We start from the raw sequence: 20,105 nt of genomic DNA, 5'->3' as shown, positions 1-20,105 counted from the left end.
TTCACGCCGCTTTCACGCGGACGGCGGCGAATTTGAACTCGGGGATCTTGCCATAGGGGTCAAGCGCGGGGTTGGTCAGGATATTCGCCGCCGCCTCGACATAGGCGAAGGGCAGGAACACCATGTCGGGCGCCACCGCCCGGTCGGCCCGCGCCATCACGGTCACCGCGCCGCGCCGGGTTTCCAGCGTGACCAGCCCGCCCGGTTCGACGCCCAGCTTGCGCAGCGTCGACGGGTGCATCGAACAATTCGCCTGCGGCTCGACCGCGTCCAGCACCCGGCTGCGCCGGGTCATCGAGCCGGTGTGCCAATGTTCCAGCTGCCGTCCGGTGGTCAGCACCATCGGGTATTCCGCATCGGGCTGTTCATCGGGCGGCACGACACTGGCCGGGGTGAACCGCGCGCGCCCGTCGTCGCGCGGGAACCCGTCGCCAAAGACAATCGCCTGGCCGGGGTCCTCGGGCGACAGGCTGGGATAGGTCACGGCGCCCTCGCTCTCCAGCCGGGCCCAGGTGATGTTGTCGAGCGACGGCATCCCGCGCGCCATTTCGTCGAAAACCTCGCGCGGGTGGGCATAGGTCCAGTTCAGGCCCAGCCGCTGCGCCAGCTCGACCGTGATCGCCCAATCCTCGCGCGCCTCGCCCGGCGGGGTCGCGGCGGCGCGGCCCATCTGTACCTGTCGGTTGGTGTTGGTGACGGTGCCGTTCTTCTCGTAAAACGCGGCGGCGGGCAGGATCACATCGGCATAGTTCGCGGTTTCGGTCAGGAAGATATCCTGCACCACCAGATGCTCCAGCTTGGCCAATGCCTCGCGCGCATGGGTCACGTCGGGGTCCGACATGGCGGGGTTTTCGCCCAGGATATACATCCCCCGGATCTCGCCCGCATGAACGCCGTCCAGGATTTCGGTCACGGTCAGGCCCTTTTCCGCGCTGAAATCGTCCGAGCCCCAGATCTCGGCAAAGGCGCTGCGCACGCCATCGTCGGTCACATCCTGATAATCGGGCAGGAACATCGGGATCAGCCCGGCATCCGACGCGCCCTGCACGTTGTTCTGCCCGCGCAACGGGTGCAGCCCGGCGCCGGGTTTGCCCACATTGCCGGTCATCAGCGCCAGGCTGATCAGACAGCGCGAGTTATCCGTGCCGTGGATATGCTGCGACACGCCCATGCCCCAGAAGATCATGCCCGCCTTGCCCTTGGCAAAATCGCGCGCGGCGGCGCGGATGGTGGCGGCGTCGATGCCGGTCAAATCCTCCATCGCCTCGGGCGCGAACCCGGCAAGGTGCTGCTTTTCATGCTCCCAATTCTCGGTGAAGCGGTCGATATAGGCCTGATCGTACAGCCCTTCTTCGACGATCACCGACATGATGGCATTCAGCAGCGGCACATCGGCGCCGGGGCGGAATTGCAGCATGTGGGTGGCGAACCGGCGCAGGCCGACGCCGCGCGGGTCCATCACGATCAGCTTGCCGCCGCGCTTGGTGAACTGCTTGAAATAGGTCGCGGCGACGGGGTGGTTCTCGATCGGGTTGGCGCCGATGACGATGGCGACATCGGCATTCTCGATCTCGTTAAAGGTCGCGGTGACGGCGCCCGAGCCGACGTTTTCCATCAGCGCGGCCACGGATGAGGCATGGCAAAGCCGTGTGCAGTGATCGACATTGTTGTGGCCGAAGCCCTGGCGGATCAGCTTCTGGAACAGGTATGCCTCTTCATTGGTGCATTTCGCGCTGCCGAAGCCCGCGACGGTCTGGCCGCCCTGATCGCGCAGGCGCGCGAGCCCGTTTGCGGCCGCATCCAGCGCCTCGTCCCAGGTCGCCTCGCGGAAATGGGTCAGGGGATCGGCCGGGTCGACATTCAGACCCTTTTCCGCCCCATCGCGCCGGATCAGCGGTTTGGTCAGCCGGTGCGGGTGGTGGATGTAATCGAAGCCGAACCGCCCCTTGACGCACAGGCGGCCCTCGTTCGCGGGGCCGTTCAGCCCCTCGACATATTTTACCTTGCCGTCCTTCAGCTTCAGCGAGACCTGGCAGCCCACGCCGCAGAACGGACAGACGCTTTGCACCGCTTCGTCGAAATCGCGGCTGTTGCCGGTCTGGTCGGCATCCAGCACGGTCGCGGGCATCAGCGCGCCGGTCGGGCAGGCCTGCACGCATTCGCCGCAGGCCACGCAGGTGCTGTCGCCCATCGGATCGTCCATGTCGAAGCTGGGAAAGGCATCGTGCCCCCGCCCCGCCATGCCGATCACATCATTCACCTGAACCTCGCGGCAGGCGCGCACGCACAGCCCGCATTGAATACAGGCATCCAGGTTCACCCGCATCGCCACGTGGCTGTCATCCAGCAGCGGGATACGGTCGGGTTCGATCGTGGGAAAACGGCTCTGTTCCACGCCATTTGCCGCCGCCATGTCCCAGAAATGCGAGCCGCTGTCATGCGCGGCGTTCTGTTCCGGCTGGTCGGCCAGCAACAGCTCCATCACCAGTTTGCGGGATTTCACCGCACGGTCGCTATCGGTTTTCACCACCATCCCGTCGGAAGGCGCGCGGCAGCAGGATGCGGCCAGCGTGCGCTCGCCGTCGATCTCGACCACGCAGGCGCGGCAATTGCCATCGGGGCGATAGCCAGTCGCGTCCTTGTGGCACAGATGCGGAATCGTCTTGCCCTGGCGCTTGGCAACGTCCCAGATGGTCTCGTCGCCGAACGCCGTGACCTCGGCCCCGTCGAGGGTAAAGCTGGTCTGCTTGACGCTGTTTCCGTCGGCCATGGCTCAGACCTCCTCGCTGAAATGTTTCAGGACCAGCCGGATCGGGTTCGGCGCCGCCTGTCCCAAGCCGCAGATCGACGCATCGGCCATCACCGTGCACAGATCCTCCAGCAGTTCACGATCCCAGGTTTCGGCCTGCATCAGCTTCACCGCCTTTTCGCAGCCCACACGGCAGGGCGTGCATTGCCCGCAACTTTCGGATTCAAAGAAATTCAGCATATTCAGTGCCGCATCACGCGCGCTGTCCTGGTCCGACAATACCACCACCGCGGCCGAGCCGATGAACGTGTCATGCGGCTGCAACGTGTCGAAATCCAGCGGCACATCGTTCAGCGACGCCGGCAGCAGCCCCGAGGACGGCCCGCCCGGCTGATAGGCCTTGAAGACATGCCCCGGCGCCATACCACCGGCAGCGGCGATCACGTCGGTGATTGTCGACCCGGCGGGCAGCGCATAGACGCCGGGCTTGGCCACGCGCCCCGACACGGAATAGCTGCGCATCCCCTTGCGGTCGTTATGGATCACTTCAGACTTGATCTCGTGCCCCTCGCGGCAGATGCGCGCGATCCAGTACAGGGTCTCGACATTATGCACCAAGGTGGGCTGGCCGAAGATACCCACCTGCGCGACATAGGGCGGACGCAGGCGGGGGATGCCGCGCTTGCCCTCGATGCTTTCGATCATCGCGCTTTCCTCGCCGCAGATATAGGCGCCCGCACCCCGGCGCAGGTCAATGTAGCCCGGCGTGACGATGCCCGCGCCCTCAAGCGCCGCGATCTCGCGCCGCAGGATTTCCAGCACGGCGGGGTATTCGTCGCGCATATAGATGAAGCATTTTTCGGCCTCGACCGCCCAGGCGGCGATCAGCATCCCTTCGAGCATCAGATGCGGGGTGCGTTCCAGATAGAAGCGGTCCTTGAACGTGCCCGGTTCGCCCTCGTCCCCGTTCACAGCCAACAGGCGCGGGCCAGGATTGGCGCGCACGAAGCCCCATTTCTTGCCCGACGGGAACCCGGCGCCGCCCATGCCGCGCAGCCCGGCAGTGGCCAAGTCATCCTGCACCTGCTCCCAATCGCCATTGGCGCGCAGCGCTTTCAGCTCGGCATAGCCGCCAGTGGCAACATAGGCGTCCAGCCCTTGGTAATCCGGCATCTCGGGGTGGAAATCGCCGCTGGCGATCACGGTGTCGATCTTGTCCGGCGTGGCGTGGTCGACATGGCGGTGGCCGATCTCGACCACCGGGGCGGTGTCGCAACGGCCCATGCAGGGCGCGCGCAGCACGCGGATCTTCGACGGGTCCTGCCCGGTGCTAAGGGCATCGAACAACGCCTCGGACCCGGCCAACTCACATGACAGCGAGTCGCACACCCGGATCGTCAGGTCGGGCGGGGGTGTTTCGTCTTCGGTGATGGGATCGAAATGCGCGTAAAACGTCGCAACCTCCCAGATCTCGGCCATGGACAGGCGCATTTCCTCGGCCAGGGCGCGCAAATGCGGCGCGGACAGGCAGCCATAGCGGTCCTGGATCAGGTGCAGATGTTCGATCAGCAGATCGCGCCGACGCGGGCGGTCGCCCAGCAGCGCTTTGACCTCATTCCAGGCGGAATCGTCAAGCTGCCGGCCCTTGGGCGTCGCGCGGCCCTTGCCGCCGCCACGCCCCGATTTCCAAATACCCTTCTGCTGATCCAGAGCCATCCGCGCGGCCTCCCAATTGGCTTCAGAGGGGGGCAGAGTGGGCGATTTGGGCGCTCAGTCAATATCAGAGATCGGTTGATTGATAGAAGACCTCTATCAAACTTCCCCACGCAAATCGGCAAACCGGGTCTTCAACAGCGCCTCGGCATATTCCTCGGGCGAGGTGCTGTCATGGACCACACCGCCGCCCGCGTTCAGCCGCGCGGTGCCATCGGGGAAACAGACCAGCGTGCGGATCGCCACGTTGAATTCCATCGCCCCGTCCGGCGCGATCCAGCCGATCGACCCGCAATAGATGTCACGCGGCGCGGGCTCCAACCCGCGCAGGATCTCCATCGCGCGGATCTTGGGCGCCCCGGTGATCGAGCCACAGGGAAACAGCGCCGCGAACAGATCCCTGATCGAAATGCCCGGCAACAGATCCGACGTGATGCGCGAGGTCATCTGATGCAGCGTGTCATAGCGTTCGACGGTAAACAGCTCGGGCACCCGCACGCTGCCGATCCGCGAGACCCGCGCCATGTCGTTGCGCAGCAGATCGACGATCATCAGGTTCTCGGCCCGGTTCTTTTCCGATGCCTGCAGCGCGTCGCGCAGCGCGTCATCCTCGGCCCGCGTTGCACCACGGGGCGCGGTGCCCTTCATCGGCCGCGCGGTCAGCCTCCCGCGGGCATCGCAGGCAAAGAACAATTCCGGCGAGCGCGACAGGATCACCGGCCCGCCCAGATCGACAAAGGCGCCATGCGGCACCGGCTGGCCTTGCGCCAGGGCGCGGTACAACCCCTCGACCGACCCGGTAAAAGGCGCGGTCAGCGGGAAGGTCAGGTTCGCCTGATAGATATCGCCTGCCGCGATATGGTCATGCAGTGTCTGAAAGGCTTGGGCATAGTCATTCAGGGACCATTCCGCCTGAAAATGGCCCAAAGTAAACGGTTCGGGTGTGATTTCATCGGGCGCTGCGGGCGCGTCGAACACGCCGAACTGCAACAATGGCAGCCCCCGGTCGCCCGGCATCAGATCGTTCAGCTTCGAACACAGGGCATAGCCCAGCTCGTAACTGGCGTACCCGGCCAGCCATTTGCCCCCGGCCCGTGCCCGCGCCATGGCGGCAAAGGCCGCGTCCACCTGATCGGGCGTATCGGCGGTGATCCGGTCCACCGGGTTCTGAAACGTGGTCCCGCCGGGCAGCGGGCCGCGATCGAAGCTTACCCTGGGCTGCGGCATCGCACTCAGAAATCTGCGGCGATGCGCAGCTCTCGCAGCGGGCGCACGATGTCGATCGCTTCCTGATAGATCGGGTGGAATTTATAGGCCTGCAGCGCCGCGTCATCCGCGAATTCGGCATAGACGACGACATCGACCTCGCCCGACAGCGCGTCAACGCGGCTGTTTTCGACCACCTCGAACACGGTGGAATGCGGGATATTGCCCAGCCGCGACAGGCCCGCGACGATGCGCTCGATATCGGCCTTGTCCGTCGCGCTGAAAAAGACGACGTGCCGGATGAAGGATCTGTCTGCCATGGTCTTGGCCCCGCTTTTCAGGTCTGCGCCCCTCATTTGGGGCAATTCCGGGGGCGGTGCAACGGGGAAAGGCGGCCAAGTTCCCGCATGGACACCGCTTGCCGCTTTGCCTATCACCATCGCATGGAATGGGATCACGATCTGGACGCTATCGGGCTTTTGTGCCCGCTGCCCGTGCTGAAGGCGCGCAAACGGCTGCTGGCGATGCAGCCCGGCCAGGTGCTGCGGATGCAGGCGGACGATCCGGCAGCGGTGGTCGATGTGCCGCATTTCTGCGCCGAGTCCGGGCACGAGCTGATCAGCAGCGCCCAGGACGGGCCGGTTCAAAACTATCTGATCCGCCGGAAATAGGCTCTATTCCACCCCAAAACTGGTATATGGCAGGTAACGGACCGGGGTGCCCGGCGTCACCTCCAACGCATCGTCCGGCAATTCGACCAGCCCCGTCGCCCATGACAGCCCGCTGATCCGGCCCGACCCCTCGGACCGGAACACCTCGGCCGTGCCATCCTCGCTCAGGCGGGCGCGCAAGTATTCACGCCGCCCGGCCTTCTTGCGCTTGGAAAACGCGGCCGGCACCTCGAACCCCTGCGGCATTTGCCAGCCCGCGCCAGACAGCATCGAAAGCGCGGGCCGGGCGAAGATCAGCGCACAGACAAAGGCCGCGACCGGATTGCCCGGCAGGCCGAAAACCGGCACCCCCTGCCATTGCGACAGCGCCAGTGGGCGACCGGGTTTCAGCGCGATGCGCCAACTGGACAGCGTGCCTTTCTGGCGTAACAGGGTCGAAACGTGATCCTCATCCCCCGCCGAGGCCCCGCCCGAGGTCAGGATCACATCCGCCTGTTCCGCCCCGGCGTCCAGGCGGTTCTGAATCTGCGCCGGGTCGTCATTCACATGGCCCAGATCGACCGGATCGAACCCCCAGCCCGCGGCCAGCGACAGCAGCATCGGACGGTTGGCATCCCAGATCTGGTGCGGCGCGGCGGGCAGGTCGGGGGCGGGCACGATCTCGTCCCCCGTCGACAACACGCCGACGCGCAGCTTGCGGTAAACATCAACCGACGCCACGCCCAGCGCGGACAAAAGCGCCAGATCGGGCGCGCGCATCCGGTGACCAGCGGGCAGGGCAAGGGTGTCGGCCACCACGTCCTCGCCCGCCTTGCGCGTGTTCGCGCCAGGCTTGACCGGGCCGTCAAAGGCGACGGTGGCGCCATCGGTGACGGTGTCTTCCTCCAACACAACGGTGTCGACCCCATCGGGCAGGATCGCACCGGTCAGGATCCGGATCGCCGATCCATGCGGCACCGCCCCGGCAAAGGGTTGCCCCGCCGCCGCGCGCCCCGCCGCCAGCGGCAGGCGCTGTACGCCCGACCCGGTCGCCGCATGGGCGAAGCCATAACCATCGACCGCCGAGTTGGGGCGTGGCGGGTTCGACCGGCGGGCCATCGCATCGCGCGCCAGCACCCGGCCGCGCGCCTGCGCCGTGGCGACATTTTCCACACTCGTCACCGGATGCAGCACCGATTTCAGCCGGGATAGAGCCTGATTGACCGGCACCCAATCCACACCCTGCGGCATCGCGAAACAGTCATCCTTCAGCCGGGGCGGGATCAGGTCGGCGGCGGATTGAACCGGCGCGGGTTGGTCCATCAACCCCAGCTCTGTCAGGATGAAATCCGCAATCGCGGCGGTATCGTCCAGATCGAAACGCGGCAGCGGCGTGGTCACGGGCGCATCGGCGGCAATCGCGGTGATCGTCGCGTTTTCGACAGCCAGCGGCGGCTTGCCATTGGCGGCGCGATGCGCCTCGACCTTGGGGTGCGCGGCGCCCTTGTACCCCTCGACCAGCACCAGATCGGCGGAGGACAGCCGCGCCAGCAGATCGGCCAGCGGCGGCTCGTCGGCCTCGCGCAGTTCGTGCATCAGCGCCCAGCGGTGGGGCGAGGAGAGCAACACCTCGCGCGCGCCAGCCGCGCGGTGGCGATAACTGTCGCGCCCCGGCTGGTCGACGTCGGTGCTGTGATGGGCGTGCTTGATCGTCGACACCGTCAGGCCGCGCGCGGTGATCTCGGCCACCAGCCGCTCCATCAGCCCGGTTTTGCCTGCGTTCTTCCAGCCGGTGACGCCGTAGACCTTCATGTCAGCGCCTCGGCTTCGGTCAGATCGTCGGGCGTGTTGATGTTGAAGAACGGATCGAACCCGTTCACCGGAAATTCGGCCAGCCGCCCGTCATGCCGGTCGGTCCACAGCACGACCTTTTTCAACCCGTCCCGCAAGGCCGCGCGCAGATCGTCGCGCAGCGCCACGGGCCACAGGCCGAATGTGGGGTGGCGGATGAGCCCCCCTTTCATGGATTTCGTCACCTCGCCCCCGCGCGGGGTCGCGGCCAGAACCAGCGGATGGGTCTGGCCCGCCGACGCGGCCTGTAGCCGCGCCACAAGATCGGTGGGGAAAAACGGCGTATCGGCGGCGACGGTCACGATCCGGTCCGCGCCCTGTTCCACCGCCCAATCGAGGCCGGCCAGAACACCGGCCAGCGGGCCGGGATAGCCGCCGATGCTGTCGGGCAGAACCGGCAAGCCATAATCGTCAAACCGCGCCGGATCGCCATTGGCGTTCAATGCCAGCGCGCCCATTTGCGGCGCGGCCCGCGCGATCACGGCGTCCAGAAGGGTGCCCGACCGAAGCGGCAACAGGCACTTGTCGCCGCCGCCCATCCGGGTCGCCAGACCGCCCGCCAGGATGACGCCCGGTGGCGCGCTCATTCCGCCGCCCCTTTGCGGGCAGATTTGCGGTTTTCGGCGGGAACAGTCTCTGGATCGATGTCGCGTACCAGCCGTTCCTCGCCCGACAGACAGACGAACCGCTGCCCCCGCATCCGCCCGATCAGGGTCAGGCCGACCTGGCGCGCGATCTCGACCCCCCAGGCGGTGAAGCCCGAGCGCGAGGCCAGAACCGGGATGCCCATCAGCGCCGTCTTGATCACCATTTCCGAGGTCAGCCGCCCGGTGGTGTACAGGATCTTGTCCGCCGCCGATACGTCATGGCGGAACATGAAGCCCGCGACCTTGTCGACGGCATTATGGCGACCGACATCCTCCATATAGACCAGCGGCTGGTCCTGTTGGCAGAGCACCGTGCCATGTATTGCCCCGGCTTGCAGATACAGCGACGGCATGGTGTTGATCCGGTGCGCCAGCGCATAAAGCCAGCTTGTGCGCAGCTCGGCCGGGGGCAGGGTCAGGCCCTCCAGCCCCTCCATCATGTCGCCGAAAACGGTGCCGACCGCGCACCCGCTGGTGCGGGTCTTTTTCTGCACCTTTTCCTCATAGGAGGTCTCGCGCTCGGTCCGGACGACGACGGTCTCGACCTCGTCATCATAGTCGACGGCGGTCACGATATCGTCGTCCAGCAGCATCCCCTGATTGCGCAGAAACCCCAGCGCCAGATAGTCGGGATAATCGCCAATCGTCATCGCGGTGACGATTTCCTGCCGGTTCAGATAGATCGTCAGGGGGCGTTCCTCGACCACGGCGATCTCGACCTCTTGCCCGGTCTGGTCGGTGCCGCGCACAGCCCGCGTCAGGCGCGGATCGTCGGGGTTGGGCAAAAGGGGCAGGTCGGGCGGGGTCAAGTCGAGCTCCGTCAAGGGTTGCTTTTCCGTGTCGCAGCGCATCTTGTAGTCCAGTCAGGGGACATGCAAGGGAAAGCCATGCTGGGCTATGTCATCGCAAGGGAGCCGGGGGTCACCGACGATCTGATGCGCGCGGTCGCGACCCGCCTGCGCGCGGATGGCGTGCATGTGATCGGCGCGGTACAGGTCAATCTGGTGACCGATCCGGACACCAAATGCCACATGGACCTGCATATCCTGAACGGTGACGACGTGGTGCGGATCAGCCAGAACCTGGGCGCGCTGTCCAAGGGCTGCCGGCTGGACCCCGATGGGCTGGAACGCGCCGTCGGGCTGGTGGCCGCGCATGTCGAGGCGGGCGGCGATATCCTGATCGTCAACAAGTTCGGCAAGCAGGAGGCCGACGGCCGCGGCTTTCGCCCCGTGATCGGCGAGGCGCTGGCGGCTGGCATTCCGGTGCTGACGGCGGTGGGGGAAACCAACCTGCCCGCGTTTCTGGAGTTCGCCGAAGACTATGCCGAATTACTGCCGAACACAGCGGAAAACGTCCTGAACTGGGCCAATGCCCGGATGCGCGACACCGCCGTTTAAGGGGCAATTTCGCCGGAAATTCACCGCAGGCGAAGCATAAAATCCCGGCCACCCAGCCCTTATATCAAGGACATGCGCCCGTTCGCGCGGACACCATATGCAGGATGGACCAACCTGCTGGTTTTGCTTTAAAAGCTGTCTGGCCGTTGTCCGGGGCAGCTTGTTCCGCGCCAATCAGCTTTGGAGGAAACAGTGCCCGCACTTGAAACAGCCCGTCAGGAACTGGCCGAGACTTACAACCTGGCCCCCAACCCGCAATTGGCCGCCGATCTGGCCGATCTTTACACGCGGATGGACCGCGTCGTAACCCCGGCGGACTGGGCCATGCACGCGCCCTATGTCGATGCGATCAACAAGCTGAAAAAGGAAAAGAACGCCGTCATTCTGGCGCATAACTATATGACGCCCGACATCTATCATGGTGTGGCCGATGTGGTGGGTGACAGCCTGCAACTGGCGATCGAGGCGACGAAGGTCAAGGAAGACATCATCGTGCAATGCGGTGTGCATTTCATGGCCGAAACGTCAAAGATCCTGAATCCGGCGAAAACGGTGCTGATCCCCGACATGAAAGCGGGCTGTTCGCTGGCCGAAAGCATCACCGCCGATGGCATCGCCCAGATGCGTGCGAAATACCCCGGCGCGCCGGTCGTTTCTTACGTGAACACCACGGCCGAGGTGAAGGCGGCGTCCGATATCTGCTGCACCTCGTCCAATGCCGCGGCCATCGTGCGCGCGATGGACAGCCACACGGTCATCATGACCCCCGACCAGTACCTGGCCCAGAACGTCGCGGCCGAGGTGCCGGAGAAGAACGTCGTCTGGTGGGAAGGGTCGTGCATCGTGCACGAACAATACACCGCGCAGGACATCCACGATTTCCGCGAATGGAACCCCGGCACGCGCATCATCGCGCATCCCGAATGCCCGCCCTCGGTGGTCGAGGCGTCGGATTTCTCGGGCTCGACCAGCGGGATCATCAAATACGTGACCGAGCAGAAGCCGGAAAAGGCGATGCTGGTGACGGAATGTTCGATGGCCTCGAACATCGCCGATGCCCTGCCCGAGGTCGATTTCGTCGGCCCCTGCAACATGTGCCCATACATGAAGAAGATCACGCTGGAGAAGATCCTGTGGTCGCTGCACACCCTGACCGAAGAGGTCAAAGTCGACCCTGATGTGGCCGAAAAGGCCCGGATCGCGGTCGAACGGATGATCGACCTGAGCCGGGAACTGGGCATCTGAGCGTGATCGACACCCAACGGATCGTCATTGTCGGCGCGGGGCTGGGCGCGCTTTATGCCGCGCTGGAACTGGCGCCGCGTCCGGTCCTGATGATCTCGCCCGAGCCGTTGGGGCGCGGGGCCAGCTCGGCCTGGGCGCAGGGCGGCGTGGCGGCGGCGATGGATGCCGCCGACAGCCCCGACGATCACGCCCGCGATACGGTCGTGGCCGGGGCGGGCACCGTCGATACGGACGTCGCCGCGATGGTGACCGCACACGCGCGCGACCATATTCTGGACCTGACCGCGCTTGGCACGCCCTTCGATCGCGGACCCGATGGCGGCTATGTCATGAGCCGCGAGGCCGCACATTCCCGCGCCCGCGTGGTGCGGGTGCAGGGCGACCAAGCGGGTCGGCAGATCATGGAAACCCTGATCGAACAGGTCCGCGCGACCCCGTCGGTCCAGATCCTGGAACATGCACTGGCGCTGGCGCTGGAAACCGATGGCGACCGCGTCACCGGCATCTGGATCGAGCGTGCGGGTGATCCGTCCGCGCCAGTGCTGATGCGCGCGCCCGCGATCCTGCTGGCCGGTGGCGGTTCGGGCGGGCTTTATGCCGTGACCACGAACCCGCCGCGCATCCGTGGCCAGGTGATCGGCTTTGCCGCCCGCGCCGGGGCGGTGATCGGCGACCCGGAATTCGTGCAATTCCACCCCACGGCCTTTGACATTAACGAAGACCCCGCGCCGCTGGCGACCGAGGCGCTGCGCGGCGATGGCGCGACGCTGATCAATGCCGATGGCGAACGGTTCATGTTGGCCGTGCATCCCGATGCCGAGCTTGCCCCGCGCGACATCGTGGCGCGCGCGATCTTTGCCCAGACTCAGGCGGGCAAGCGCCCGATGCTGGACACCCGTCAGGCATTGGGTGCAGAGGTTCTGACACGCTTCCCATCCGTCGCGGAAACCTGCATTCGGGCCGGAATAGACCCTGTTCACCAGCCGATCCCGGTCACCACCGCCGCGCATTACCACATGGGCGGGGTGGACACCGACATGAACGGACGTGCGAGCCTTGAGGGGCTGTGGGTCTGTGGCGAGGCATCGTCCACCGGCCTGCATGGGGCGAACCGCCTGGCCTCAAACGGGTTGCTCGAGGCGCTGGTTTACGCCCGCGCCGCCGCGCGGGACATTGCCGCGACCTTGCCGGCGGTGGATCACGCGACGCCGGTCGCGCCAGACTTCGCCGATGGCGGCGCGCTGCCCGACCCCGACGCGGTGGCCGAGCTGCGCCAAACCATGACCGATCATGTCGGCGTGCGCCGCAACGCGCAGGGTCTGAAAACCGCGCTGCGCACCATCGCGCGGTTGGAACAGGCCAACCCGGCAGTGGGTTTTCTGAACATGACCGCCACCGCGACGCTGATCGCGGCCGCCGCCCTGCAACGGCAGGAAAGCCGGGGCGGACATTTCCGCGACGATTTCCCAGAACCCGATCCGGCACAAGCCAGTCGGACACGAATTACGCTGGAACAGGCTCTGAAAATCCGCGATTCCGCGCTAAAGGAGGCCACGATTTGACCCCCATGCCCCCCCTGCCCGATCTGATCCTGGAACCGCTGGTCCGCGCTGCGCTGATGGAGGATCTGGGCACCTATGGCGATGTGACCACGCGCGCCGTGATCCCCGCCGACACCACCTATGCCGCGCGGATCAACGCGCGCGAACCCGGCGTCGTGTCGGGCATGCAGATCGCGCGCATCGCCTTTCATCTGGTCGATCCGGCGCTGAAGGTGGAAACGCTGAAAGCCGATGGCGCAGAAATCGTGCCGGGTGACACGCTGATGACGATCGAAGGCTCCGCCGCGTCGATCCTGTCGGGCGAACGGGTCGCGCTGAACTTTGCCGGGCGGCTGTCGGGCATCGCCACGCTGACCGCCTCTTTCGTCGCCGAAACCCGTGGCACCGACACGCGCATCACCTGCACCCGCAAGACGACGCCGGGCCTGCGGCTGGTCGAAAAACAGGCCGTGCTGCATGGCGGTGGGTTCAATCACCGCTATTCCCTGTCGGACGCGATCCTGATCAAGGACAACCACATCGCCGCCGCCGGGGGCGTTCCGGCGGTGCTGAAAGCCGCGCGCGCCACGGCCTCGCACATGATGCGTGTCGAGATCGAGGTTGATCGGTTGGACCAGCTGGAACAGGTGCTGGAGACAGGCGGCGCCGATGTGGCGCTGCTGGACAACATGGACACGCCCACCCTGGCACAGGCGGTTCAGATGTGCCGCGGCAAGATCGTGACCGAGGCGTCGGGCAACATGAAACTGCCCCGCATTGCCGAGGTTGCGGCCACCGGCGTCGACTATATCTCCTCCGGGGCGCTGACCCATTCGGCGCGCACGCTGGACCTGGGCCTGGATTTCTGAGCCACGAAGCTTGCGCGGGCGCGAACCCATCCGATATCCGTAGGTATACGGCAGTTGCGGAGAAACCCTGCGTGCGTTCGAAAAAGACCCTGTTCCAGCGGATTTCGCTTGTTCTGACCCTGCTGGCGGGCCTGTGGGCACCTGCGGCATCGGCGGTCCAGATCACCGTTTTCGCCGCCGCCAGCCTGAAAGAGTCGCTGGAACAGATCGCCGCAAGCTATGAACGACAGACTTCGGATCAGGTGCGCCTGTCGATGGCCGGTTCGTCGACGCTGGCGCGGCAGATCGAACAGGGCGCGCCGGCTGACATCTATCTGTCGGCCAATCCCGACTGGATGGATTGGTTGCAGGACCGCGGCCTGATCGACGCCGCCACGCGGGTTGACCTGCTGCGCAACCGGCTGGTGTTGATCGCCCCCACCCGTCCCCGGATCAAGGGGCTGGATTTCGGTGACGGGCGCATCGCCATGGCGCTGGTCGATGCGGTGCCGGCCGGTATCTATGGCAAGGCCGCGCTGGAAACGCTGGGGGAATGGCCCGCCCTGCAATCGCGCGTGGTCCAGACCGACAATGTGCGCGCCGCGCTGGCGCTGGTTGCTTTGGGCGAGGCGCCGCGCGGCATCGTTTACCAGACCGATGCACTGGCCGAGCCGCGCGTGCAGGTGCTGGCCGAATTTCCCGCCGACAGCCATCCGCCCATCATCTATCCCGCCGCGATCGTGGCGGGCCGGGACAGCCCCGCCAGCCAACGGTTCATGGCCTATCTGCTGTCGGATCAGGCGCGCGCGATCTTCGGCGCGGCGGGGTTCGCCGTGATGCAGGCCGACCGATGAGCTGGCTTGGGCCCGAGGAATGGCAGGCGGTCGCGCTGTCGCTGAAGGTGTCGTTCTGGGCCACGCTGGTCGCGCTTCCGCTGGGCACGCTGACCGCCTATGTGCTGGCGCGCCACAGCTTTCCGGGCAAACAGGCGCTGAATGCGCTGGTGCATTTGCCGCTGATCATGCCGCCGGTCGTGACCGGTTACCTGCTGCTGCTGACCTTTGGCACGCGCGGTGCTTTGGGCAGTTTTCTGCAGGAATGGGGTCTTGTTTTCGCCTTTCGCTGGACCGGTGCGGCGCTGGCAGCGGGGGTGATGGCGTTCCCGCTGATGGTCCGGGCGATCCGCCTGTCGATCGAGGCGGTCGATCCGAAACTGGAACAGGCCGCCGCGACGCTGGGCGCCTCGCGCCTGTGGGTCTTTGTCACCGTCACCCTGCCGCTGATCCTGCCGGGGATTCTGGCCGGTACCGTTCTGGCCTTTGCCAAAGCAATGGGCGAATTCGGCGCGACGATCACGTTTGTATCGAACATCCCGGGCGAGACCCGCACGCTGCCCACCGCGATCTATGGCTTCCTGCAGGTTCCGGGGGGCGAGGGCGCGGCGCTGCGGCTTGTGGTGATTTCGGTCGTCATTGCCGTCGGCGCGCTTTTGCTGTCCGAATTTCTGGCCCATCGCGCCGCACGCCGGGTGGCGGGCGCATGAGCCTGTCGGTCCGCCTGAGCCACCGGCTGCCGGATTTTGATCTGGACATCCGGTTCGACGCGCCGCCGGGGCTGACCGTGCTGTTCGGGCAATCGGGGTCGGGGAAAACCACCGTCGTGAATGCGGTTTCGGGGCTGCTCAGGCCCGATTCCGGGCGGATCAGTGTCGAAAACCGCGTATTGGTCGATACCGAAAACCGCGTCTGGCTGCCGCCGCATCGGCGCAAGCTGGGCTATATTTTTCAGGAAGGGCGACTGTTCCCGCATCTGACGGTGAAACAGAACCTGCTGTATGGCCGCTGGTTTGCGCGCGCGGGCGGCCCGGCGGAAGACCCCGACAAGGTGATCGACCTGTTGGGGATCGGGGCGTTGCTGGATCGGCGGCCCGGCTCGCTGTCGGGCGGGGAAAAACAGCGCGTGGCCATCGGACGGGCGCTGTTGGCGCATCCGCAGCTGATCCTGGCGGACGAGCCGCTTTCGGCGCTGGACGAGCCGCGCAAGGCAGAGCTGATGCCCTATTTCGAGCGGCTACGGGACGAATTCACCATCCCGATCCTTTATGTCAGCCATTCCGCGACCGAGGTCGCGCGCCTGGCAACGACCGTCATCGCCATCGACCGTGGCCGCGTGCGGCATCAGGGACCGGCGGCCGAGGTTCTGGGCGATCCCGGCTTTCGGCCCCAGGGCAGCCGATCCATCGGCGCGATTTTGCAGGCGAAGGTCGCGCGGCACCATGACGATGGCCTGACCGAGCTGGACGCGGGCGGCGCCAGCCTGTTTCTGCCCCATATCGCGCGCGATCCCGGACAGCCGGTGCGGGTGCGGATCACGGCCCATGATGTGGTTCTGGCCACGACGGAACCCGTGGGGCTGTCGGCGTTGAACATCCTGTCCGGGACGGTGCGCGATATCCGCACGGGCGACGGGCCGGGGGCCATCGTGTCGGTCGACACCCGCGCCGGGCGGATTCTGGCGCGGGTCACGCGGCGGTCGATCACCGCGCTGAACCTGTCGGTCGGACAACCCTGTTACGCGGTGATCAAATCGGTGGCTGTCGCGCCCGAAGATATCGGCAAGGGCTAGCTGGCGGCTTTCTTCTCTGCGGGGACGATCTCGATCACCTCGGCTGTCTCGGGGACCTCGGACTCGTCGGTCTCGTCGACCTCTTCCGCCTCGACGATATCGGCGTCATCCTCGTCGGCCTGCGTCTGATCGGCAATCGCGCCGACGATCAGCGGCAGCATCTCGGTCGAGCGTGGCATCGCGATCTCGCCCGCCGCGGCCTCTTTCCACGACAGGGTGTCGAAGCTGCCGCAATGCTGGCAAACCGGCGCCCATTCGGCATGAACAGTGCCGCATTTGTCGCAGGTCCACTGCGGCCCGCGCGAGGCGGTCAGCGCCTTGGTCAGCCAGCCGCGTACCACGCTGTCATCCGACCCCTCGCCGCGTTCGATGGCCGCCATCAGCGTCAGCGCCCGCGCGGTCGGGTGGGTTTCGGCCAGCGTGCCCAGCGCCTTGCGCGCGGCGGGGAAATCCTCGGCCGCGATGTAAAGCTCGGCGGTCAGCATGCGGCTTTCGGGGTCATCCGGCGTGATCGAGGTCAGCGCCCGGAACCGCTTGATCCGTGCCTCGGGCGTTTCATCGGGCATGATCTCGGCAAAGGCCGAGGCCAGATCGGGATGCGGCTGCACGCCCCAAGCCTTTTTCAGGATCCGCGTGGCATAGCGCGGCTTGCCCTGTTCAATATAGGACCGTGCGGCCATCGCGGCGGCGGGGATCAGGTCGGGCGACAGGCGGTTGGCCTCGATCGCGGCTTCGCGTGCCTCGACCGTCTTGCCGTCGGCCAGGATATCGCGCGCCTCGGACAGGGCCAGGGTCGCATCGCGGCGCCGGTGCACATCACGCGGCAGGACCCCGGTTTTCAACTTGGAATTCAGCGTCTTGCGCGCGCCGGTCCAGTCCGCATGGTCGGCCTGAAGCTGCAACAGGATATCCTGCACTTCTTCATGCGCGGGTTTCAGGTCATGTGCCTTTTCGGCCAGTTTCAGGGCGGTGTCGGTGTCCCCTTCGGCCAGGCGCTGTTTCATGATGCCGCGCACGCCAACAAAACGGGTCTTGTCGTCCTGCAACAGGCGTTTGTAGACATCCTGCGCCTTCTTGCTGTCCCCGGCCATCTCGGCCGCCTGCGCCATCAGCAGGTTGGTCAGCTCGGGCCGGTTCAGGTAACGTTCGGCACGGGCGGCTTTCGACAGCGCCTCGCGCCCCTCGCCCGAGGCGAGCGCGGTCAGGCTTTCGGCAATCGCCTTGAAGCCCTTTCTTTCCCTGTTCCGGCTGAAATACCGCGTGATCGCGGTTTCATCACCCAACAGAAAGCGCGCCACAGCCACCAGCAGACCGGCCAGTTTCAGCAACAGCCAAACCGCCGCGATCAGCAGCACCGCAAAGATTACCGCCTGAAGCGGCCCCATGTTGAATTCGATATTGCCCACGGCCAGCCGGACACCGGTGCCGGTTTCCAGCAACATGCCCGCGCCCAGCGCGACAGCCGCAATCAGGACAACAAAAAACAGGATCTTGAGCAGAGACCAGAGCATGTTTGTCGTCCTCAGTTGATGTTCAGCGTTTCGGCCAGGTCATCGGCGGCGGCCAGCGCGTCCAGACGCGCCCGGGCCGCGGTGACCCAATCCGTCATCGCCGATTGCCCTTCGGGCGGCAGCATCACGATCTCGGCCAGCGCACCGGCGACATCGCCGCTGTTCAAGGTGGCCTCGGCCCGCGACAGGATCGCGTCGGGGTCGTCCCCCTCGCGCGGTTCCAGCGAACGGACACCGAACTGCCCGCGCAGAAACGCGCTGACCCGGTTGGCCGGATCCTCGCCCGCCGTGGCGTGAAGCGATGCCTGCAACCCGTCGCGCGCGGCAGCGGGGAACGCATCCTGCAGCGTCGACAGCGCGGCAACCCCATCCTGTGCGACCGCCGACAGTGCCGGCGGCACGTCCGTATCCAGATCGGACAGGGCAGAGGTAAAGCTGCCACCGGATTCCAGCGCCGCCTGAATACGCAGCATCGCGGCGCGGGTTTCCAGCGCCTTGGCCCGGTCCGAAGCGGCGTCGATCTCGGACCGTGCGCGGTCGGCCATCATCGACACATCCGCCGCGATCCGGTCGTTTTCGGCCTGTTGCGATTCCAGCGCGGTGCGCATCTTTTCCAGCTCGCGCTCATAAGCGGCGACCGAGGCGTCGTTCGACGACCGCAGGGGCGCCTTTTCGACCGTGGTCAGCCGCTCGTCGATCTCGCCCAGCCAGATGCTTTGTGCGGCGACATCTTCGGCGATCTTGTCCAGCCGCCCGGAAAGCGCATCGTTCATCTCGGCGATCTGCGCGGTCAGCGCTTCGGTGCCGGAACGGTCCTGCACGGTTTGGGTCAGGTCGGACATGCCGGTGCTGAGTGTGGCCAGCCGATCTTCCTGGGCCTGAACGGTGGCGCGCAGGGCGTCGGTATCGCCCTGATCGGTCAACCAGCTTTGCGGCAGGATGAATTTCGCGGCACCCAGACCGATCAGCGCGGCCAGCACACCGCCCAGCAGCAAGGCACCGAACCCCGCGCCGCTGGATTCGCGCGGCGCCGGGGCGACCGGCTCGGGCTGCGGTTCTGGTTCGGCCGTCGTTTCCGGCGCGACCCGCGTCAACAGATCGCTTTCGTCTTCGTCGGTATCCGGCGTGTCGGACGCGATATCGTCGTCTGCGGGTTCGGTGGCGTCGGCTTCGGGCGCATCCGCGTCCTGGGGCGTATCATCGGGGGTGTCATCCGTCACCTTCGGTTCTGGTCCGGACTCCGTTGATGTCAGATCGGTGTCTTCTTCATCATTTTTTGGCTTGTCTTGATCCGCCACGATAAACCCACCCTCCGATTCATAACCTGTCAGACAATTGCTGACAGAACCTTAGCCCGCCCGGCCCCCGCCCTCAAGCTTTCGCACCTGCGAAATAAGCGGCGCCATGGCCGCCAGCATCCCGGGCAGATCGGGGGTTTCCGCCTGAACCAGCCGCGCACAGGGCGCATCGCCCCAGGCGCGCGTCGCGGCAGCGCTGATCGTGACCAGCCACAGATCCCCCGTCTGCGGTGGCAGCTTGTCCGACAAGAGCCGCGCGCTTCGCGGGGAAAACAGCGGCACGATTACCGGTGACGCGGATTTCAACAGCTTTTGCGCCGGAACAGTCAAGGTTTCGGCCACCTGGCGATAGACGACGCATTCCGCGCAGGGCACCCCATTCGCGCTGAGCCGTCCCGCGACATCGCCACGGGCATGGGTGCCACGCATGTGGATCAGCGGCCGGGACGGCGGATCGCGCAGCAGCCCCGCCACCAGCGCATCGGCGTCCGGCCCGACGCAGCTGGCCTGCCAATCCTCCGCGCGCGCAGCCTGTGTGGTGGCCGTGCCGACGCAAAAGGCCGCCGTGCCGGGGGCGGGCATCTGGTCGCACAGCGCCGCAACAGCACTGGCCGAGGTGAAGATGACATCGGTTTGCGGTGGCACGGCATCTGGCGGCGCACACGATTCGATCCGCATCACCGGCGCGATCACGATGTTCAAATCATCGCCGAACTGCGCGCGCAGGGCCTGCGCAAAGCGGTCGGATCGGGCGGCGGGCCGCGTCACAAGAATGCTGGGTCCGGTGGCCGGCAATCGCGCCCCCTTGGCATTGTGCGTCC

18 protein-coding genes are annotated in these 20,105 nt (G+C 66.0%); 8 read left to right on the top strand and 10 right to left on the bottom strand.

All coding sequences use genetic code 11. The features are described from left to right. Position 1: 1 nt before the first annotated feature. From fdhF to CLM60_RS03885, 4 genes are all read right to left on the bottom strand, one after another. Positions 2 to 2,770 carry a formate dehydrogenase subunit alpha gene (gene fdhF, locus CLM60_RS03900; protein ID WP_095587854.1) on the bottom strand — a complete coding sequence of 923 codons (2,769 nt, stop codon included), beginning with the start codon at positions 2,768 to 2,770 and terminating at the stop codon, positions 2 to 4. Between the two features lie 3 nt (positions 2,771 to 2,773). Continuing rightward, positions 2,774 to 4,465, bottom strand: a complete 1,692-nt coding sequence (locus CLM60_RS03895; RefSeq protein WP_095587853.1) for an NAD(P)H-dependent oxidoreductase subunit E — start codon at positions 4,463 to 4,465, stop codon at positions 2,774 to 2,776. A gap of 96 nt (positions 4,466 to 4,561) precedes the next feature. Then, complete coding sequence (locus CLM60_RS03890; protein ID WP_095587852.1) at positions 4,562 to 5,689, bottom strand: aminodeoxychorismate synthase component I; 1,128 nt, start codon at positions 5,687 to 5,689, stop codon at positions 4,562 to 4,564. A 5-nt stretch (positions 5,690 to 5,694) separates the two neighbouring features. After that, positions 5,695 to 5,988: a Dabb family protein gene (locus CLM60_RS03885; RefSeq protein WP_095588014.1), complete on the bottom strand. Its 294-nt coding sequence runs from the start codon at positions 5,986 to 5,988 to the stop codon at positions 5,695 to 5,697. 123 nt (positions 5,989 to 6,111) lie between these two features. Between CLM60_RS03885 and CLM60_RS03880 the strand changes: the two genes are divergently transcribed. Next, entirely contained in the window at positions 6,112 to 6,339 is a 228-nt protein-coding gene (locus CLM60_RS03880) for a sulfurtransferase TusA family protein (protein WP_095588013.1), read from the top strand. Between the two features lie 3 nt (positions 6,340 to 6,342). On the opposite strand, the gene CLM60_RS03875 is transcribed toward CLM60_RS03880, so the two are convergent. From CLM60_RS03875 to CLM60_RS03865, 3 genes are read right to left on the bottom strand one after another with little or no spacing between them, the layout of a single operon-like run. Beyond that, positions 6,343 to 8,130, bottom strand: a complete 1,788-nt coding sequence (locus CLM60_RS03875; protein ID WP_095587851.1) for a bifunctional molybdopterin-guanine dinucleotide biosynthesis adaptor protein MobB/molybdopterin molybdotransferase MoeA — start codon at positions 8,128 to 8,130, stop codon at positions 6,343 to 6,345. After that, positions 8,127 to 8,756 carry a molybdenum cofactor guanylyltransferase MobA gene (gene mobA, locus CLM60_RS03870; protein WP_095587850.1) on the bottom strand — a complete coding sequence of 210 codons (630 nt, stop codon included), beginning with the start codon at positions 8,754 to 8,756 and terminating at the stop codon, positions 8,127 to 8,129. Before mobA ends, CLM60_RS03875 begins: the two co-directional genes overlap by 4 nt. Next, positions 8,753 to 9,640 (bottom strand): formate dehydrogenase accessory sulfurtransferase FdhD, encoded by an 888-nt coding sequence (locus CLM60_RS03865; RefSeq protein ID WP_095587849.1) that lies wholly within the window; start codon positions 9,638 to 9,640, stop codon positions 8,753 to 8,755. The genes mobA and CLM60_RS03865 overlap by 4 nt, the downstream gene beginning before the upstream one ends. Before the next feature lie 48 nt (positions 9,641 to 9,688). Here CLM60_RS03865 and CLM60_RS03860 point away from each other — a divergent pair, with 48 nt between their 5' ends. From CLM60_RS03860 to modC, 7 genes are all read left to right on the top strand, one after another. After that, positions 9,689 to 10,216, top strand: coding sequence for a DUF2478 domain-containing protein (locus CLM60_RS03860; RefSeq protein ID WP_245848166.1), 528 nt, complete (start codon positions 9,689 to 9,691; stop codon positions 10,214 to 10,216). Between the two features lie 192 nt (positions 10,217 to 10,408). Further along, entirely contained in the window at positions 10,409 to 11,461 is a 1,053-nt protein-coding gene (gene nadA, locus CLM60_RS03855; RefSeq protein WP_095587847.1) for a quinolinate synthase NadA, read from the top strand. Between the two features lie 2 nt (positions 11,462 to 11,463). After that, positions 11,464 to 13,023 carry an L-aspartate oxidase gene (locus CLM60_RS03850; protein WP_095587846.1) on the top strand — a complete coding sequence of 520 codons (1,560 nt, stop codon included), beginning with the start codon at positions 11,464 to 11,466 and terminating at the stop codon, positions 13,021 to 13,023. A 5-nt stretch (positions 13,024 to 13,028) separates the two neighbouring features. Further along, the gene (nadC, locus tag CLM60_RS03845) at positions 13,029 to 13,871 is read left to right on the top strand and encodes a carboxylating nicotinate-nucleotide diphosphorylase (RefSeq protein ID WP_095588012.1); all 843 of its coding nucleotides are present in this window, start codon (positions 13,029 to 13,031) and stop codon (positions 13,869 to 13,871) included. Positions 13,872 to 13,942: 71 nt separating this feature from the next. Then, complete coding sequence (gene modA / locus CLM60_RS03840; RefSeq protein WP_245848164.1) at positions 13,943 to 14,704, top strand: molybdate ABC transporter substrate-binding protein; 762 nt, start codon at positions 13,943 to 13,945, stop codon at positions 14,702 to 14,704. Then, entirely contained in the window at positions 14,701 to 15,393 is a 693-nt protein-coding gene (modB, locus tag CLM60_RS03835; RefSeq protein WP_095587845.1) for a molybdate ABC transporter permease subunit, read from the top strand. The genes modA and modB overlap by 4 nt, the downstream gene beginning before the upstream one ends. Then, positions 15,390 to 16,475, top strand: coding sequence for a molybdenum ABC transporter ATP-binding protein (gene modC / locus CLM60_RS03830; protein ID WP_095587844.1), 1,086 nt, complete (start codon positions 15,390 to 15,392; stop codon positions 16,473 to 16,475). The genes modB and modC overlap by 4 nt, the downstream gene beginning before the upstream one ends. Here the strand turns inward: modC and CLM60_RS03825 are convergent. From CLM60_RS03825 to CLM60_RS03815, 3 genes are all read right to left on the bottom strand, one after another. After that, positions 16,472 to 17,986, bottom strand: a complete 1,515-nt coding sequence (locus CLM60_RS03825) for a heme biosynthesis protein HemY (protein WP_095587843.1) — start codon at positions 17,984 to 17,986, stop codon at positions 16,472 to 16,474. The genes modC and CLM60_RS03825 overlap by 4 nt on opposite strands. An 11-nt stretch (positions 17,987 to 17,997) precedes the next feature. Further along, the gene (locus tag CLM60_RS03820) at positions 17,998 to 19,206 is read right to left on the bottom strand and encodes a COG4223 family protein (protein ID WP_141246454.1); all 1,209 of its coding nucleotides are present in this window, start codon (positions 19,204 to 19,206) and stop codon (positions 17,998 to 18,000) included. A gap of 129 nt (positions 19,207 to 19,335) precedes the next feature. Beyond that, positions 19,336 to 20,079: a uroporphyrinogen-III synthase gene (locus CLM60_RS03815; RefSeq protein ID WP_176473776.1), complete on the bottom strand. Its 744-nt coding sequence runs from the start codon at positions 20,077 to 20,079 to the stop codon at positions 19,336 to 19,338. Positions 20,080 to 20,105: the final 26 nt, after the last annotated feature.

The sequence above is a fragment of the Actibacterium ureilyticum genome (genome assembly GCF_002285435.1).
Taxonomy (GTDB): Bacteria; Pseudomonadota; Alphaproteobacteria; order Rhodobacterales; family Rhodobacteraceae; genus Actibacterium_C; species Actibacterium_C ureilyticum.
Note: the sequence above shows the minus strand (reverse complement) of the source record. Positions and strands in the feature narration are given on the sequence as shown.

Coding starts and splice junctions, on each gene's coding strand:
- CLM60_RS03825 (WP_095587843.1), bottom strand. CDS start 17,986: ATGCTCTGGTCTCTGCTCAAGATCCTGTTTTTTGTTGTCCTGATTGCG.
- CLM60_RS03880 (WP_095588013.1), top strand. CDS start 6,112: ATGGAATGGGATCACGATCTGGACGCTATCGGGCTTTTGTGCCCGCTG.
- CLM60_RS03890 (WP_095587852.1), bottom strand. CDS start 5,689: ATGCCGCAGCCCAGGGTAAGCTTCGATCGCGGCCCGCTGCCCGGCGGG.
- CLM60_RS03885 (WP_095588014.1), bottom strand. CDS start 5,988: ATGGCAGACAGATCCTTCATCCGGCACGTCGTCTTTTTCAGCGCGACG.
- CLM60_RS03860 (WP_245848166.1), top strand. CDS start 9,689: ATGCAAGGGAAAGCCATGCTGGGCTATGTCATCGCAAGGGAGCCGGGG.
- fdhF (WP_095587854.1), bottom strand. CDS start 2,770: ATGGCCGACGGAAACAGCGTCAAGCAGACCAGCTTTACCCTCGACGGG.
- modB (WP_095587845.1), top strand. CDS start 14,701: ATGAGCTGGCTTGGGCCCGAGGAATGGCAGGCGGTCGCGCTGTCGCTG.
- CLM60_RS03895 (WP_095587853.1), bottom strand. CDS start 4,465: ATGGCTCTGGATCAGCAGAAGGGTATTTGGAAATCGGGGCGTGGCGGC.
- mobA (WP_095587850.1), bottom strand. CDS start 8,756: ATGAGCGCGCCACCGGGCGTCATCCTGGCGGGCGGTCTGGCGACCCGG.
- modC (WP_095587844.1), top strand. CDS start 15,390: ATGAGCCTGTCGGTCCGCCTGAGCCACCGGCTGCCGGATTTTGATCTG.
- CLM60_RS03875 (WP_095587851.1), bottom strand. CDS start 8,130: ATGAAGGTCTACGGCGTCACCGGCTGGAAGAACGCAGGCAAAACCGGG.
- nadC (WP_095588012.1), top strand. CDS start 13,029: ATGCCCCCCCTGCCCGATCTGATCCTGGAACCGCTGGTCCGCGCTGCG.